The sequence below is a fragment of the Mycobacterium sp. 852013-50091_SCH5140682 genome, from assembly GCF_001665685.1.
Classification (GTDB): domain Bacteria; phylum Actinomycetota; class Actinomycetes; order Mycobacteriales; family Mycobacteriaceae; genus Mycobacterium.
Genome location: NZ_LZTB01000095.1, coordinates 36,646 through 53,458, shown reverse-complemented (window position 1 = coordinate 53,458; position 16,813 = coordinate 36,646). Strand labels below are relative to the sequence as shown.

The following is a 16,813-nucleotide window of genomic DNA, read 5'->3' as shown; positions in this document are numbered from 1 at the left end:
GCTGTGCGGGGATAGACGTTCCGTCTAAACGGCCAGGGCGGCGCAGGCGCGCAGCGTCGCGGCGAGGTACGTCGCATCCTGCGGCACCGGCCACGATGACATCTTGACGACGACGGTGCGTGACGCCCGGTCGACGTACACCAGTTGCCCGTGAATGCCCAGGCACAGCAACACCGGGCCGGACGTCCTGCGGTAGAACCAGAATTGGTTGCGGTACCAGCCCCCGGGCAGCATCGGCTCGTTGTCGGTGTGGGCAAACGCTTCCCGGACATCCGGTGTGGGATCGAAAGTCTCGGCGAGCCAGCGGGCGGGGATGACCTGGCGGCCGTGAGGGGCGACTCCGTCGTCGAGAATCAGCTGACCGAAGCGGCCGAGATCGCGCAGGGTGGCGCAGATTCCGCCGTCGTGTACCGCGGTACCCGTCGGGTCGCAGACCACCTCGGCGTCGTACTCGGCGCCCATGGGCTGCCATATCAACGTCGAGATCAAGTCGGCCATGCGAACGCCCGCAGCGCGTTCGCACATCCAGCCGAGCATGTCGGTGTCGCAGGAGCGGTAGGTGAACTCGCCGCCGTGCGGGCCGCCCGAACCGATTTGACGCAGGTACGCATATCCGCCGACGACATCGTCGGGCTGTAGCGGAGCCCATCCCACCGAACGTTCCATCTCCCGCACCTCGGAGTCGGGCGCCGTGTACGCCTCCCGGAATGCGACGCCCGTCCGCATGTCGAGCACGTTGCGCAGGGTCGCCCCGGCATACCCGCAGTCGGCGACCTCGGGCACGTATTCGGTCACCGGGGCGCCTGGGTCGAGATCGCCGCGCTCGACCAGGATGCCTGCGACGCACCCCACGAGCGATTTCGACACCGACATCAGCAGATGTCTGCTGGATTCGGTCATCGCGCCGAGATATTGCTCGGCGACGATGCGGCCGTCACGCAGCACCAGCAGCCCGTCGGTGTGGGTCGCGGCGAACACCTCCGACGCGGTGACCTCCCCACCGCCGGGCCAGATGACCTTCGGATCATCCAGCGATGCCTCGTGTTTGGGCAGCGAAGCGTGGTGGGCGTCGGCTGATATGCGGTGCGTCGGCAACAGCTCACGCAGGTGCTGGAAGGCCCACCGCAGACACCGCGGTTCCTGCCAGTTGGCGATGGTGACCTGATCGTCGGATGCCGGTGGGAACCCCGTCATGGGTTCGGCCTCGTCGTGCATGGCAGGAGATGGTACTGCCGGATTGGAGTTATGATGCGCGCTCTCGCCTACGATCGCCCTGTGGAGGTTAACGCCGACAACTGGCAGCAACCGCCGTTCAATCGGTGGGCGTACTGGCATATCGAAGATATCTTGCCGACGCAGCCGATACTTCGCGGCACCGGCCCGGTGCGCGCGCTGCCTGCTGTGGAGTCCGTTGATCCCTTGGAAGTCAACGTGATTCGGTCCGACGGCGAAGAGGCCACGGTCGGCGACGTGCTGGCGGACACCTACACGGACGCTTACGTGGTGCTGCAGGACGGCGGGCTGGTCGCCGAATGGTATGGCGCGGAGGGAGCCGCCGACCGCCCGCACGCGACGATGTCGATCACCAAGTCTGTGGTGGGCGCGGTGGCCGGCGTTCTGGTGGACCGCGGGCTGCTCGACGTCGGCCTGCCTGTCGTAGACATCGTCGGTGAACTCGCGGGCAGTGGCTACGCCGGTGCGACCGTGCGCGACATCCTCGACATGCGCAGCGGTGTGCGGTTCCGGGAGGACTACACCGACCCGCAGTCCGAGGTTCGGCTACTCGGCGATTGGTTGGGAGCCCGCGGGCTTTACGAGTATCTGGTCGGGTTGTCGGCCGAGGCGCCGCACGGGCAACGTTTTTTGTACCGCTCAGCGGAATCCGATGTATTGGGCTGGGTGTGTGAGCGAGTATCGGGCACACCGATGGCCGAATTGATCTCGACGTTGATCTGGCAACCGATGGGCGCCGAGTTCGATGCCGAGATTCTCTGCGACACAGTCGGTACCGCGATCCACGACGGTGGGCTGTGCGCGACCGCGCGGGATTTGGCGCGCTTCGGTCAGCTGCTCCTGGACGGCGGTGTGGTTCCCGATGACGGCGAGGACGGGGTGCGCACCGTGATCGGGCCGCGCTGGCTGCGAGAGGCCTGGGCGGTCGACGCCGATGCCCGGTCGGTATTCATCGAGTCGCCGAACGAGGTGTCGATGCCGGGCGGTTGGTATCGCAATCAGTTGTGGTTCCGCCCGGGTTTGTTTGGAGATGTGTTGCTTTGCTTGGGAATTCACGGCCAGATGATTCACGTCAGCCGACGCACCCGGACCGTCTGCGTGAAATTCTCGACGTGGCCACAGGCCCAGGAACCGCGCTTCATGCAGGACACCCTGCGGGCATTCGACGCGGTAGGAGGGGCGTTGAGCGGCCGCCAACGGATGGGAGACAAGCACCGTCTGCCCGGCATCGTCTCGGGCATGACGCGGCGATCCGGCGCAGGCAATCCTGGCCAGTGTTGAACGGTTCTGCCGAATGTCCGCCCACGGCGCCGTATTCGTCTTAGTCTGAGCGTCCGTCACATGTGAATCGAAGCCGGCTGGCGATGCGGGAGGTTGCAATGGCGAAACGGGTTCCTACGGCGAGCAAGGCCGCCAAAGCACCCGCGGCGCGTAAAGCTGCGAAAGCGCCTGCGGCGCAGAAGGTCACGAAACCACCGGTGCGCAAAGCGGCCGCCAAGAAGGCGCCCGCAGCCAAGCGGGAACCGGCCCGTACCGCGCCGGCCAATAAGGGTACCGCTACTGCTGCGGCGGCCAAGAAGAGCGCTGCGACCAAGTCAGCTGCCAAGCCGGCTGCGAAAAAGACTGCAGCCAAGAAGACTGCAGCCAAGAAGGCGCCAGCCAAGAAGGCGCCCGCCAAGAAGGCGACTGCAGCCAAAAAGGTGACTGCAGCCAGAAAGGTGACTGCAGCCAGAAAGGTGACTGCAGCCAAGAAGGCACCGGCTGCAAAGAAGGCACCCGTACGCAGGACCACCAAAGCGACTGCCGCCAAGAAAGCGACCAAGGCCCCCGCGCGCAAGGGGCCGCTCGGTGGCAAGACGCTCAACGGAATCTCCGAGATCCGTACCTTCTTCCGCACCAACACCCAGCCGATCTACTTCGTCGGGCCGACGGCATTCAATCTGCTCGGCATCGACCGCTGGGTGCGCAACTTCCAATACATCACCTACTACGACTCTTGGGACGGTGCGCATCCGCGGGTGTTCGCGCCGAAGAACAAGCCCTACGTCGAGTTCGAGTCCAGCGAACACATCAACAACTACCTGCTGCGTGATCCAGAGGTGCGCGCCTACCTGAAGCGGCGCGGCGGCACGCCGATGGTCGCGATGGTGTTCTTCGACGAGGAGACCGAGCAGATCTGCGAGGAGCTCGGCTACAAGCTGATCCTGCCGCCGGATTCACTGCGGCGGCGGTTGGACTCGAAGATCGTCACCACGCAGCTGGGTAATGAGGCCGGCGCGCCGTCGGTGCCCAACGTGCTGGGCAAGGCGAGCAACTACACGCAGCTGCGACGCCTTGCAGGCAAACAGCGGCTGGGCTCGGACCTGGTGGTGCAGACGCCTTACGGCGACTCCGGGAAGACCACGTTCTTCATCAAGTCGAAGGCGGACTGGGATAAGGACGCCGCGGACATGGTCGGCCAGGAACTCAAGGTGATGAAGCGGATCAACAACAAGGCCGCCGCGGTCGAAGCGTGCATCACCAGACACGGCACGATCGTCGGACCGTTCATGACCGACCTCACCGGGTACCCGGAGCTGACCCCTTACAAGGGCGGTTGGTGCGGCAACGACCTTTTCCCTGAAGCGCTTTCGGACGAGCAGCGCGCCACGGCGATCAGCCATGTCCGCAAGATGGGGGACCGGCTGGCCAAGGAGGGCTACCGCGGCTTCCTCGAGATCGATGTGCTCATCGACCTCGACACCGACGAGGTGTACCTGGGTGAGATCAACCCGCGCATCTCAGGTGCCTCGTCGATGACCAACGTGACAGCCGGCGCCTACGCCGACGTACCGCTGTTCCTGTTCCATCTCCTCGAGTTCATGGACGTGGACTACACCATCAACGTCGAGGAGATCAACGACCGGTGGCGGGATCTCGCCGCGGTCGACGTGTGGTCGCAGCTGATCATGAAGGAACCGAACAAGGCTGTGGAACGGATCCTGGCCGCACCGAAGACCGGGACGTGGCACCTCGACGACGACGGTGTGTTGACCTTCGCTCAAGTGGTCAACGACTGGCATGACATCACCGGCGAGGACGAGGCCTTCTTCCTCAGGGTCTATGGCGAAGGTGATTACCGGTTCAAGGGCGCCGATCTGGGCATCCTGGTGACGAAGGGCCGGATGCAGACCGCCGAAGGATTGACGCCGCGTTGCCTGCACTACATCGAGGGCATCCGCGACGCCTATCAATCCGAGCCGCTGCCCGATCCGCCGGCGGTCCATCCTGTCGCCTATGTGAAGTAGCAGCGCTCCGTTCGAGCGATCAGAGGGGTCCGATTTTGTCGGGCCCATTGAGGACAAGCGGCTAGTAGCCAGTTTCTGTAGGTGTCGTCGGTTGTAGTCCGCGATCGATAGCGTGCGCGATCACCGAGGCTGTACTCAGGGACAAATCCGGCGCGGGATTTGTCCCTGATGTGAATCTCGGTGCGGTCGGCCCACTGTTTGTCGGCCCACTGTTTTGTCGGCCTCCGGTTTTGTCGGACGCCTGCGCCATAATTGGTGGTATGTCTTCGCCGGCAACATGTTTCGACGCTGATGGGGTGAGCCCTGTGCAGCGGTTGGAGGTGTTGCTCGACGAATTGTCGGAACTGTGCGGGCAACGCAATGCCATCGACGGACGGATCGTCGACATCGTCGCCGAACTCGAACGTGACGAGTTGTGCGGTGCCACCGGCGCCCGGTCCATCGCCGAGTTGGTGGCCTGGAAAACCGGTGCCACCCCGCACAATGCCGGGATCATGGTCACGGTCGCTCGTCGCCTCGACGAATTCCCGCTGTGCGCCGAAGGAATGCGGGAAGGCCGGCTGTCCCTGGATCAGGTCGGGGTGATCGCCGAACGCGCCGCCGACGGTTCCGATGCGCACTACGCCGAACTGGCCGAGGTCGCCACCGTCACCCAACTGCGCACCGCGGTGAAACTCGAACCCCGCCCCGAACCGGAGCCGCGCCCGGAACCCAAACGCGCGTTCCGCAAAGACGTGCACGAGGACCACACCACCTACCAGATCACCCTGCCCCACGACGAAGCCGCCACCGTCGACGCCGCGATGCAATCCCATCAAGACGCGCTCATCGCAGAGTGGAAACGCGACCACGAAGACGAGGATGACGGGACCTCGGAGCAGGCGCCACCGTTCCCGGACACCGTGGATGCCTTCATGAGTGTGGTCGAGTCCGGCTGGGATACCGACGTGGCGCGCCGCCCGCACGGGCAGCGCACCACCGTCGTCGTACATGTCAATCTCGACCGAGACGGCGACAAGCCCGTCGCCGCGCTGCATCTCGGCCCAGTGCTGACCGAGGACGAGCGGCGCTACCTGAGTTGTGATGCCACCTGTGAGGTGTGGTTCCAACGCCACGGGCAGGTCATCGGCGCCGGACGGACCACCCGCACGGTCAACCGGCGGTTGCGCCGGGTGTTGGAGTATCGCGACCGCTGCTGCGCCGTACCCGGCTGCGGCGCGACCCGGGGTTTGCATGCCCACCACATCACCCACTGGGAGGATGGCGGCCCCACCGACCTCGACAATCTCGTGTTGCTCTGCCCCTACCATCATCGACTGCATCACAAAGGTGGCATCGCCATCACCGGCCCCGCCCACCACCTCAGCGTCACCGACCCCACCGGCAAGCAGCTACATCCCGGGTCCCTGGCCCGACGACCAACCACACCCCGACCCCAGGTTCCGCCCTACCCCGGGCCGACCGGCGAACGCGCCGATTGGTGGTGGTACACACCCTTCCAACCCGAACCACCACCGTCGGCCAACTAGCTTCTATACAAATAGTCGCGGATGGACATGGATACCCTCCATTTTGTACATCCAGTGATAGGGCATCTCTGCCTAAAGTCAGGGACATGACTGTCGTTGACACTCGCCAGGACCGCCCGAGCAGCGTGCGTCGAATCGTGACTGCGATCCCCGGGCCCCGCTCGGTCGAACTGGCCGCGCGCCGCGCCGCGGCACTGCCCGCCGGCCTCACCAGCTCGTCGTCCGTATACGCCGAACGAGCCGCCGACGGTGTCCTGGTCGATGTGGACGGCAACTCGTTCATCGACCTCGGCAGCGGTATCGCCGTCACCACCGTCGGCAACAGCGCGCCGCGAGTCGTCGAGCGCGCCGCCGCTCAGCTCGAGCGGTTCACCCACACCTGCTTCCTGGTCAACGGATACGAAAGCTATCTGCAGGTGTGCGAGACCCTGAACCGGCTCACTCCCGGGGACCATGAGAAGCGCACCGCGTTGTTCAACACCGGCGCCGAGGCAGTCGAGAACGCGGTCAAGTACGCGCGCGTCGCCACCGGCCGGCCCGCCGTCGTGGTGTTCGACCATGCCTTCCACGGCCGCAGCCTGCTGACCATGACCATGACGGCCAAGAACATGCCGTACAAGAACAACTTCGGACCGTTCGCGCCTGAGGTGTACCGGGTGCCGATGGCCTACTCGTACCGGTGGCCGAGCGGGCCGGACAACGCGTCCGCCGAGGCGTTTGAAGAATTCCGGCTCGTGGTAGACACGCAAATCGGTGCCGGTTCCGTCGCCGCGGTAGTGGTCGAGCCGATCCAAGGTGAGGGTGGATTCATCGTTCCCGCACCGGGATTCCTGCGCCAGGTCGCCGAATTCTGTGCCGAGCGGGGCATCCTGCTGATCGCCGACGAGGTGCAGACCGGCATCGCCCGCACCGGCCACTGGTTCGCCAGCGAACACGAAGGCATCGTTCCCGACCTCATCACGACGGCGAAGGGGCTGGGCGGTGGACTGCCGCTGGCCGCGGTGACCGGACGTGCCGAGGTGATGGACGTCGCACACGCCGGCGGCATCGGCGGGACCTACAGCGGCAACCCCGTCGCCTGTGAGGCGGCCCTGGGTGTCTTCGAGACGATCGAATCCGAAGACCTGCTGGCCCGCGCCCGCCGCATCGGCGACATCCTGCAGTCCGAGCTCACGGATATCGCGGCCGGCACCAACGTCATCGGCGACATCCGCGGCCGCGGAGCGATGATCGCCGCCGAGTTCATCACGGGTGACGACAAGACACCCAACCGGGACGCGGTCGCCGAGACCGTGCGGTATGCCCAGGACAACGGGGTGCTGACACTGACCGCGGGCACATTTGGCAACGTGCTGAGATTCCTTCCCCCGCTGACCATCCCGGACGAACTGCTGCGCGAGGGCCTCGGCGTGATCCGCGACGCCGTCGCCCGGATCTGATCCGGATCTGAAAGGACTATCGACGTGATACAGCTGCTGAACCACATCGACGGCGCATGGACCGACGGCGCCGCTGCGCAACTGGTCGACAACAATCCGGCGTTCCCCGAGCAGACGGTGGCCACCGGCACGCTCGCCGACCACGACCAGCTGGATCGGGCTGTGCGTGCTGCGCGTGACGCGGCGTCGCGATGGGCGCGCGAACCTATGCACGCCCGCGCGGCTGTGCTGTCACGCGCGGCCGACCTGATCGACCGGTCTGCCGAAGAGTGGGGCGCCGAGCTGACCCGCGAGGAGGGCAAGACGCTCGCGGAGGGCATCGGTGAGGTGCGCCGGGCCGCGCAGATCCTGCGGTACTACGGTGGTGCCGCTGACCGCGAAGCCGGAACGGTGTACTCGTCGCCGCGGGCCGGTGAGCAGATTCTGGTGACGCGCAAGCCGATCGGTGTCGTCGCCATCGTCACGCCGTTCAACTTCCCGATGGCGATCCCGGCGTGGAAGATCGCGCCGGCCCTGGTGTATGGCAACACCGTGGTGTTCAAGCCCGCCAGCGTGGTGCCCGTCCTGGCGATGCGGTTGACCGAGGCACTGGTCGAGGCCGGCCTGCCGCCCGGGGTGCTCAACCTGGTGATCGCCGGCGGCGCTGTGGCATCGGCTCTGGCCGAGCACCCCGGCGTGGATGCCATCAGCTTTACCGGATCGACCGCAGTGGGGCGGAGCATCGCCGCCGCTGCGGCCGCACGAGGGGTTCCGGTGCAGGCTGAGATGGGTGGCAAGAACGCCGCGGTCGTCCTGGAGGATGCCGATCTGGACCTCGCGGCCGAGCAGGTGATGCTGGGCGCGTTCCGCTCGTCCGGCCAGAAGTGCACGGCCACATCACGTCTCGTCGTCGCCGATGCCGTTGCCGACGAGTTCCTGGCTGAGCTGGCCATCCGGGTGAAGGGCCTTGAGGTCGGCGACCCGATGCAGGCGTCGGTCGCGGTGGGGCCGGTGGTCAACGAATCCGCCTGCCGCTACATCAAGCAACGCAGCGACGATGCCGTCTCCGACGGTGCCCGCGTGATCGCCGCCGCCGAGGAGCACCAATCCGGTTCTGGCGACGGCTACTTCGTCACGCCAACGGTCCTGCAGTTGCCGTCGGCGCAGGCGCCGCTGTGGTCGGAGGAACTGTTCGGCCCGGTGCTGTCGGTTCTGCGGGCGCCTAGCACCGAGCAGGCCTTCGCGCTCGCCAACAGCGGTGACTATGGCCTCTCGGCCGCGGTGTTCACCACCGATCTAGGCCGCGCGCTCGCTGCCGTCGACGATCTCGATGTCGGTGTGCTGCATGTCAATTCGGAGTCGGCGGGTGCTGACCCGCACGTCCCGTTCGGCGGCGCCAAGCGCAGCGGCTACGGCCCGAAGGAGCAGGGCGAGGCGGCCCGGGAATTCTTCACCCACACCACCACGGTGTACCTGCGTGGAGGCCGGTGATGGCCGGCGCGCTCGACGGTGTCGTCGTCGCGGATTTCAGCCGGGTACTGGCCGGGCCGTACGCGACCATGATGCTGGCCGATCTCGGCGCCGAGGTCATCAAGATCGAGCGGCCGGGTTCCGGTGATGACACTCGAAGTTGGGGACCGCCGTTCGACGCAGAGGGGCAGGCGACGTACTTCAACTCGGTCAACCGCAACAAGCGCTCGGTCGTCCTGGACCTGCAGACCCCGGAAGGCGTCGAGCAGGCGCGGGAGATCGTGCGCCGCGCAGACGTCGTCGTCGAGAACTTCCGCACCGGCACCATGGAACGTCTGGGGCTCGGCTACGACGACCTCGTCGAGCATCGGCCGGACCTCATCTATTGCTCCATCACGGGTTTCGGTTCCGGTCAGGGTGCCGACCTACCGGGCTACGACCTGCTGGTGCAGGCTGTCGGCGGCCTGATGAGTGTCACCGGGCCGCATCCCGGTGAACCCACCAAGGTGGGTGTCGCGCTGGTCGACGTGCTGGCCGGATTGCACGCCGCCACAGGTATTCTCGCCGCGCTGCACCACCGCACTGCCACCGGGCAGGGCCAGAAGGTGGAGACCAATCTGCTGTCGACCTTGTTGTCGTCGCTGGTGAACCAGGCGTCGGGGTATCTGGGCGCGGGCGTCGTCCCGGGCATCATGGGTAACCGGCATCCCAGTATCACGCCATATCAGGTGTTTTCGACCGCGGACCGGCCGTTGGTGCTGGCCGTCGGCAACGACAAGCAGTTCCGCGCGCTGTGCCGGGCGCTGGGCTGTGAATCGCTGGCCGACGCGGAAGACTACGCGGACAACATGTCTCGGGTACGTAATCGCGATGCGCTGGTTGCGGCACTGACCGAACGGCTCGTCACCCGCGGCTGCGATGAATGGTTCTCGGTGCTGACTGAGGCAGGTGTTCCCGTTGGCCCGATCAACGACATCGCCCAGGCCTTCGATCTCGCCAAGCGCCTCGAACTCGACGCCGTCGTCGACGTGCCCGGCACATCGGTGCCGCAGGTGGCCAACCCGATCCGTATGTCGGTCACACCGCCGCAATACCGCAGTGCGCCACCGAAATTGGGTAGCTAGACCGACGACGGGCGCGTGATGTCGCACTGCACGGCAGTCGGATCGAAGCCGAATGGACTGCCGAGGTAGTACAGAACGGTGCGGTGCGACTCGGGCAGCGTGGGGTCGAGCACCGTGAGATTGGTTGACGGTGGCGGCGGGTTTGTCACACCCCTCAACGCAGCGCTCGTGGTGATTTCGACCTCGACGCCGAGATCATGTGCCAGTGCCTGAACCTCCTGGGGATTCGTCAACTGACCTCCGCTGTTCCAATTGGCGGTCTCATTGAACCGCGGGCGCAACTCGGATGCGCACCGCTGCTCTGCAGCCGCATACAGTTCGTCCGTCGCCTGTTTCTCGCGTGCGCTCCGCTGATCAGAGTTGTATTGCGCGATGGCTCCGATGCCGACACCGATCGCCACGATGGCCCCGATGATCCGTCCCACGGTGTTGACGGCGACGTATGTCTCTGACGGTTCGGTTTTGCCGCGGAACTTCCACCCCTCGTCAAGGCGGAATGCCAGGTCCGGTTTGAACGCGAAGAACACCAGTGCGACGGCTGCGGCGAACGACAGAATTCCCAGCGCCAGCATCGCATTCCCCCTCAGCGGTTCGGCACATCCTGAGCCAGTAGCTCCCTGGCCTTGAGCGCGATCCACATCTCCGAGCGGGTGTGCGCGGAATCCAGGTCGCGGCCGGTGAGTTCGGCCACCCGGACCATGCGGCCCCGCAGGGTGTGGCGGTGCACGCCCAGTTCGGCCGCTGCGGCCTCCCAGTGACCATTGTGGTGCAGGAACGACTCAAGGGATTCCACCAATTTGGCGCCGGTCTCGGCGTCGTAGTCCTCCAGTGCCCCGAGCCAGCGGTTGGCGATCGACCGCAGCACGGTGTCGGGCTGGGTGCTCAGCAACAGGCTGAACGTGCCCAGTTCGTCGAACCCGACCAGCCGATGCCCGTTGGCTTCGGCCACTCGTACGGCTGAAAGTGCTTGCTGAAGGCTCAATCCGGCGTTGGAGATGGGTGCAGGCCCGCCGATCCCGCCGTTGATCGCGCGACGTAGCCCGGTGCGGGCCCGGTGGTAGACGCGGTCGAGTTCGGTGCCGGCTCCGTCGGCGTGAACCACCACCGCCAGGCCCTCGCCGTTGCGGACACCGGCCATCAGGTACGGCTGAGGGTCCAGTGCCGCCGCCAGTTGATGTTCGGCAGGCAGGGCGGGGCCGATGTCGGTGAACACCGCAACCACCACCGAGTCGTCGGGCGCGAAGCCGAAATAGCGCAGCAACGCCGGATCCACCTCGAGCGAGCTGTCCAGCAGCGCCTGCGTGACCCCGGTGCGTAGTCGTTGTTCGGCGTCGATCACCCGGGCGGGCTTGGCGAGTTCGATGGACAGCAGGGCCAGTGCGTGACCGACCAGCAGTCGCTCGCCGGCATCGAGCGGATCGGCCGACGACACCGCCAGATAGCCCTGCTTCTCGTCGGCTCCGGGAATCTGCTGGATGGTCAGGCTGCCCCGGTCGTCGACCACCACGCGGCTCACCCCGCGCCGCCGCTTCTGATCCTTGTCCAGTTGCTCCTGCACGCGTTCGACGACGCCGACGGTGTCCACCCCGGCTTCGGCCAGCACGACCCGGGAGCGATCCATCACGCACACTGCGCAGTCGAGTGCCGACGCGAGCGTGTCCACCAGCGCGGGGATGCCGCCCCGCATGGTCACCCGCGCCAGATTCTCCTGGCCCTGCACGACCTTCTGTACGAGCCGTACCTGGTCGGCGGTGATCTCGTCGATCACGGCTCGGGAAATCGCGATGAACGGCGTGCTGGGTGACACCGCCAGCACCGGGATGCCGTACTCGTCGGCTGCCGTACACACCGCTTCGGGCACCTTGTGGAAGCGCACTCCGGTATCGAATGCCAATGCGGCACTGCCGGATTCGACGATGCGGCGCACATAGTCGCGTTGCTCGTCAGCCGATTCGGGCAGGTGAAGGCCCGTCGTCATCACCAGCTCGCCACCTGCGAGCCAGGGGCTGGGATCGGTCAGTTCGATGGCGTGCGCCCAGGTGATCACGCGGTCGATCCCGTCCCGCCCTGCGACCAGTGACAACGCCAGGTCGTTGACACCGATCAGCCGGCGTACCGTCATCGCCATCGTGGCGTCCCTCTCCGCACTGCGACTGTACAAAATGTCGACCCTATCCGACTGGGCTAGACATTACTGACATATCTCGCCGCAAGTTTCGGCTCGTAGAGTTTGTGCCATGACCACGACGACCACCCCGGCTGCGTCCACGAACCTGCGGCCGCTCGAGATGTTCGGCATCGACAATCTCCTCGATGACGACGAACGTGACATTGCTGCCACCGTGCGCCGGTTCGTCGACACCCGGCTGCGCCCCAACCTCGCCGAATGGTTCGAGAAGGGCGAGCTGCCCGGCCGCGAACTCGCCAAGGAATTCGGCGACCTCGGTCTGCTCGGCATGCACCTGCAGGGATACGGCTGCGCAGGCACCAACGCCGTGAGCTACGGCCTGGCGTGCATGGAGCTCGAGGCCGGCGACAGCGGTCTGCGCAGTTTCGTCTCGGTGCAGGGCTCGCTGTCGATGTTCTCGATCCACCGGTGGGGATCCGAGGAGCAGAAGCAGGAGTGGCTGCCGCGGCTGGCCTCCGGTGACGCGATCGGCTGCTTCGGCCTGACCGAGGCCGACTTCGGCTCCAATCCCGGTGGCATGCGCACCACCGCGCGCCGCGACGGCTCCGACTGGATCCTGTCCGGCACCAAGATGTGGATCACCAACGGCAACCTCGCCGACGTGGCCACCGTGTGGGCACAGACCGATGAGGGCATCCGCGGCTTCGTCGTCCCCACCGACACCCCCGGTTTCAGCGCCAACGTCATCCACAAGAAGCTGTCGCTGCGCGCCTCGGTCACCTCCGAGCTGGTGCTCGACAACGTCCGGCTGCCCGCGTCGGCCCAACTGCCCGAGGCCGTCGGCCTGCGCGGTCCGCTGTCCTGCCTCAACGAGGCCCGGTTCGGCATCGTGTTCGGCGCCCTCGGTGCCGCCCGCGACAGCCTCGAGGCCGCCATCGACTACGCCGGCGCCCGCGACGTCTTCGATCGCCCGCTGTCCAGCTACCAGCTGACCCAGGAGAAGCTGGCCAACATGACCCTGGAGCTCGGCAAGGGCATGCTGCTCGCGCTGCAACTGGGACGGCTCAAGGACACCTCCGGGGTGACACCGGACCAGATCAGCCTCGGCAAGCTCAACAACGTCCGGGAAGCGCTGGCCATCGCACGCGAATCCCGCACCATCATGGGCGCCAGTGGCATCACGCTGGAGTACTCGCCGCTGCGCCACGCCAACAACCTGGAGTCGGTCCTCACCTACGAGGGCACCAGCGAGATGCACATGCTCTCCATCGGCCGTGCGCTCACGGGGCAGTCGGCGTTCCGCTGACCGCTCACGGCAGCGTCATGGTTGCGTGGCTCGCAGGCTGAGCGAAAGCAGCAGCCGCACATCGGGATCGGTGAGCGCGGTGGCCAGTAGCTGCTCGATGCGGCGCACCCGGTAGCGCACCGTGTTGGGATGCACGTGCAGCCACTGCGCCGCAGTCGCGACATCACCGAAGCTGTCGAGATAAGCCCGCAGCGTGTCGGCGAGGACGGGATCATTGTCCCGCAACGCCCGCGCGCGCGGGTCGATCAGCCGCTCGTCGGCGGCGATGGCCGTGACGATCTCGTCCAGCAGCACCGTCGTGCGGGCCTCGGCAAGCGACGTCACCTGCCCCAGGGCCCCCGGATGGCGCTCGGCGCTGTCGAGCACGCGATCCACTTCGAGACGGGCGGCCGCGGCGCCGGCCAGCCCGTTGACGGGTGTGGCGATGACGGCATGCAGTTCCAGTCCCAGCTCGGTGCGCAGCGCCGCAACGGTGCCGCGGATCCAGGAGGTGACCGCGGCGGGTTTCCCGGTGCTGGGGAACAGCACGTAGACGCGGGTACGCGCCGACGCGACTTGCGCGTCCTGGCGAAAAGCGCTGGCGCTCAACGACAGAATGTCCGAGAGTCGTGATCCTGGGATGCTGCCGTCGAATCCGATCAGGGCGGCGCGCCCGTCGACCGCGATGCCGAGCTCGCGAGCGATGAGGTCGATGTCGGGTGGCCCGTCACCGGGGCGCAGGCCGAGCAGTTCCTGGACGCGCACCATGTGGGTCGACGGGGTCGCCGCCAGCCGCGTCATGATGCGGGCGGCCAGCACCGCTGCGCCGCGCAGCACGTCGTCGGCGTCGTCGGCCAGCGGCCGGCTGCCCTGCTGCACCCAGATCGTCCCGGCGAACGCCGGGGCCCGGCGCTCGTCGGGCGACGGCTGGAAGATCCCGATCGCCGAGCGCGGCTGCAACCCGAGCTCGGGCCGCTCAGCGACATGCACGACATCCGGTTTCGCGCGGATCGCGTCGAAGATGCCCCACTGTGCGATCCACGCCAGGTGTTCCGACGGGCCTGCGCGGCCCAGGATCGATAGCCGGCGCAGGTCGTCCGCCTCGTCGTTGGACGCCGAATAGGCCAGCACGTGCGACTGGGCGTCTTCGATGCTGACCATCCCGTGGGTGCGGTCGGCGATGGACTGCGCGAGGCTGAACAGGTCCGTGCCTGAGTCGTCTGACTCGCGGTCGCCGTGATGCTCGAAGACGTGGTTGACCAGTCGGTACAGCCGTTCCCACCGGGCTCGCGGGTCGACGGCCACCACCGCGGTGCCTGCCGTGGTCGCGCGCGCGACCACGGCGGCCGACGGTTCCTTGATGAAGATCGCCGTCGGTGGGCGCCGGGCTATCTGCTGATCCACCCACATTCGGGCGTCGGCATCGGGTATGCCCAGCAGGAAGAACACGTCGGCCGACCCGGCGGACGGTGCCAGGCCCAGCCGTACGTCGTCGGAATCGATGAGTGCCGCCGATGCCACCGGCAGGTCGAGCCCGCGCGGCGCCTGCACCAGCTGGACCAGCGTGGCGTCCAAGGCCAGCAGGAGTTGGCCGAGGCTGACACCGCTTGTCGCCATGTTGTCCGATCGTACTGGTCGGCGGCCAAAGTGTTGTCGGATCGGACAAGAGTTGCGTGGGTCACGTCGGGGATTCTTAAGCCTATGGATGCCATCACCAACGTGCCGCTGCCAGCTAATGAACCGGTCCACGACTACGCCCCCGGCTCGGGTGAACGCACCCGGCTGACCGCCGCCCTCGCCGAATTCTCCGGCCTCGCCGACGCCCCGATCGACCTGCCGCACGTCATCGGCGGCACCCACCGCATGGGCAACGGCGCGCGCGTCGACGTGGTGCAACCGCACCGCCACGCCGCCCGCCTCGGCATCTTCACCAACGCCGAGCATGAGGACGCCACTGCAGCGATCGACGCCGCCCTGGCCGCCAAAAACGACTGGGCGGCGCTGCCGTTCGACGAGCGCGCCGCTGTCTTCCTGCGGGCCGCCGACCTGCTGTCCGGCCCGTGGCGGGAAAAGATCGCCGCCGCGACCATGCTCGGTCAGTCGAAGACCGCCTACCAGGCCGAGATCGACACGCCGTGCGAATTGATCGATTTCTGGCGGTTCAACGTCGAGTTCGCCCGTCGGATCCTCGCCGAGCAGCCCATCAGCAGCCCGGGGGTGTGGAACCGCACCGACCACCGACCGCTCGAAGGCTTCGTCTACGCCATCACCCCGTTCAACTTCACCGCGATCGCAGGCAACCTGCCGACCGCGCCCGCCCTCATGGGCAACACCGTGGTGTGGAAGCCGTCGCCCACCCAGGCCTTCGCCGCGTACCTGACGATGCAGTTGCTGGAAGCCGCGGGCCTGCCGCCCGGCGTGATCAACCTGGTCAACGGCGACGGCATCGCGGTTTCCGATGTCGCCCTTGCCGATCCGCGGCTGGCTGGTATCCACTTCACCGGCTCGACGGCCACGTTCCAGCACCTGTGGCGCGAGGTCGGCACCAACATCGACCGGTATAACACCTACCCGCGGCTTGTCGGCGAGACCGGCGGCAAGGACTTCGTCGTCGCCCACACCTCGGCGCGCCCGGATGTGCTGCGTACGGCGCTGATTCGCGGGGCCTTCGATTTCCAGGGCCAGAAGTGCTCGGCCGCGTCGCGGGCGTTCATCCCGCGGTCGGTGTGGCAGAAGATGGGCGACGACTTCCTGTCGGCCACCGAAGCCCTGACCTACGGCGACGTCACCGATTTGAGCAACTACGGCGGTGCGGTCATCGACAGCCGGTCATTTGCCAAGAACGTCAAGGCGATCGAACGCGCCAAGAGCGCCGCCGGGGTGACCGTCGCCGCCGGTGGTGAATACGACGACAGCGAAGGCTATTTCGTGCGTCCGACCGTGCTGCTGTCCGACGACCCGACCGACGAGTCGTTCTCCACCGAGTACTTCGGCCCGATCCTGTCGGTGCACGTCTACCCGGACAACGAGTACGAGCGGGTCCTTGGTGTCGTCGACTCCGGATCGCGCTACGCGCTGACCGGCGCGGTCATCGCCGACGATCGTGCCGCGGTGGTCACCGCGCAGGACCGGCTGCGCAACGCCGCGGGCAACTTCTACGTCAACGACAAGCCCACCGGCGCCGTGGTCGGCCAGCAGCCGTTCGGCGGGGCCAGGGCATCGGGCACCAACGACAAGGCTGGTTCTGCCCTGAACCTCTTGCGCTGGACCTCGGCTCGCTCGATCAAGGAGACCTTCGTGCCGCCCACCAACCACACCTACCCCCACATGGAGGCCTGA

General features: G+C 66.6%; 12 protein-coding genes. 8 read left to right on the top strand and 4 right to left on the bottom strand.

All coding sequences use genetic code 11. The annotated features are described in order from the left end of the window. Positions 1–24: 24 nt before the first annotated feature. Positions 25–1,215 (bottom strand): serine hydrolase domain-containing protein, encoded by a 1,191-nt coding sequence (locus A5784_RS24040; protein ID WP_082945048.1) that lies wholly within the window; start codon positions 1,213–1,215, stop codon positions 25–27. 60 nt (positions 1,216–1,275) lie between these two features. Between A5784_RS24040 and A5784_RS24035 the strand changes: the two genes are divergently transcribed. The 6 genes from A5784_RS24035 (at position 1,276) to A5784_RS24010 (ending at position 10,061) form a co-directional block, all read left to right on the top strand. Beyond that, positions 1,276–2,514 (top strand): serine hydrolase domain-containing protein, encoded by a 1,239-nt coding sequence (locus A5784_RS24035; protein WP_197514860.1) that lies wholly within the window; start codon positions 1,276–1,278, stop codon positions 2,512–2,514. 419 nt (positions 2,515–2,933) lie between these two features. Further along, positions 2,934–4,520 (top strand): biotin carboxylase, encoded by a 1,587-nt coding sequence (locus A5784_RS24030; RefSeq protein ID WP_502687539.1) that lies wholly within the window; start codon positions 2,934–2,936, stop codon positions 4,518–4,520. A 260-nt stretch (positions 4,521–4,780) separates the two neighbouring features. Continuing rightward, positions 4,781–6,049, top strand: a complete 1,269-nt coding sequence (locus A5784_RS24025) for an HNH endonuclease signature motif containing protein (protein WP_064947382.1) — start codon at positions 4,781–4,783, stop codon at positions 6,047–6,049. Between the two features lie 86 nt (positions 6,050–6,135). Next, positions 6,136–7,488, top strand: coding sequence for a 4-aminobutyrate--2-oxoglutarate transaminase (gene gabT, locus A5784_RS24020; protein WP_064947381.1), 1,353 nt, complete (start codon positions 6,136–6,138; stop codon positions 7,486–7,488). Positions 7,489–7,512: 24 nt separating this feature from the next. Further along, positions 7,513–8,958, top strand: coding sequence for an aldehyde dehydrogenase family protein (locus A5784_RS24015; RefSeq protein ID WP_197514859.1), 1,446 nt, complete (start codon positions 7,513–7,515; stop codon positions 8,956–8,958). Next, a complete protein-coding gene (locus tag A5784_RS24010; protein ID WP_064947379.1) occupies positions 8,955–10,061 on the top strand; it encodes a CaiB/BaiF CoA transferase family protein in 1,107 nt (368 codons plus the stop codon). Before A5784_RS24015 ends, A5784_RS24010 begins: the two co-directional genes overlap by 4 nt. Here the strand turns inward: A5784_RS24010 and A5784_RS24005 are convergent. Together A5784_RS24005 and A5784_RS24000 are read right to left on the bottom strand one after the other, a co-directional pair. Beyond that, positions 10,058–10,633: a DUF6199 family natural product biosynthesis protein gene (locus A5784_RS24005; RefSeq protein WP_064947378.1), complete on the bottom strand. Its 576-nt coding sequence runs from the start codon at positions 10,631–10,633 to the stop codon at positions 10,058–10,060. The two genes, A5784_RS24010 and A5784_RS24005, sit on opposite strands and share 4 nt — an antisense overlap. A gap of 11 nt (positions 10,634–10,644) precedes the next feature. Then, positions 10,645–12,189 (bottom strand): PucR family transcriptional regulator, encoded by a 1,545-nt coding sequence (locus A5784_RS24000; protein WP_064947377.1) that lies wholly within the window; start codon positions 12,187–12,189, stop codon positions 10,645–10,647. 109 nt (positions 12,190–12,298) lie between these two features. Between A5784_RS24000 and A5784_RS23995 the strand changes: the two genes are divergently transcribed. Next, the gene (locus A5784_RS23995) at positions 12,299–13,495 is read left to right on the top strand and encodes an acyl-CoA dehydrogenase family protein (protein ID WP_064947376.1); all 1,197 of its coding nucleotides are present in this window, start codon (positions 12,299–12,301) and stop codon (positions 13,493–13,495) included. Between the two features lie 15 nt (positions 13,496–13,510). On the opposite strand, the gene A5784_RS23990 is transcribed toward A5784_RS23995, so the two are convergent. Next, positions 13,511–15,091, bottom strand: a complete 1,581-nt coding sequence (locus A5784_RS23990) for a PucR family transcriptional regulator (protein ID WP_064947375.1) — start codon at positions 15,089–15,091, stop codon at positions 13,511–13,513. 84 nt (positions 15,092–15,175) lie between these two features. Here A5784_RS23990 and pruA point away from each other — a divergent pair, with 84 nt between their 5' ends. Continuing rightward, complete coding sequence (pruA, locus tag A5784_RS23985) at positions 15,176–16,813, top strand: L-glutamate gamma-semialdehyde dehydrogenase (RefSeq protein ID WP_064947374.1); 1,638 nt, start codon at positions 15,176–15,178, stop codon at positions 16,811–16,813.

What these genes read in the sequence shown, in the direction of transcription:
- A5784_RS23990 (WP_064947375.1), bottom strand. Translation starts at nt 15,091, where the DNA reads ATGGCGACAAGCGGTGTCAGCCTCGGCCAACTCCTGCTGGCCTTGGAC.
- A5784_RS24040 (WP_082945048.1), bottom strand. Translation starts at nt 1,215, where the DNA reads ATGCACGACGAGGCCGAACCCATGACGGGGTTCCCACCGGCATCCGAC.
- gabT (WP_064947381.1), top strand. Translation starts at nt 6,136, where the DNA reads ATGACTGTCGTTGACACTCGCCAGGACCGCCCGAGCAGCGTGCGTCGA.
- A5784_RS24005 (WP_064947378.1), bottom strand. Translation starts at nt 10,633, where the DNA reads ATGCTGGCGCTGGGAATTCTGTCGTTCGCCGCAGCCGTCGCACTGGTG.
- A5784_RS24025 (WP_064947382.1), top strand. Translation starts at nt 4,781, where the DNA reads ATGTCTTCGCCGGCAACATGTTTCGACGCTGATGGGGTGAGCCCTGTG.
- pruA (WP_064947374.1), top strand. Translation starts at nt 15,176, where the DNA reads ATGGATGCCATCACCAACGTGCCGCTGCCAGCTAATGAACCGGTCCAC.
- A5784_RS23995 (WP_064947376.1), top strand. Translation starts at nt 12,299, where the DNA reads ATGACCACGACGACCACCCCGGCTGCGTCCACGAACCTGCGGCCGCTC.
- A5784_RS24000 (WP_064947377.1), bottom strand. Translation starts at nt 12,189, where the DNA reads ATGGCGATGACGGTACGCCGGCTGATCGGTGTCAACGACCTGGCGTTG.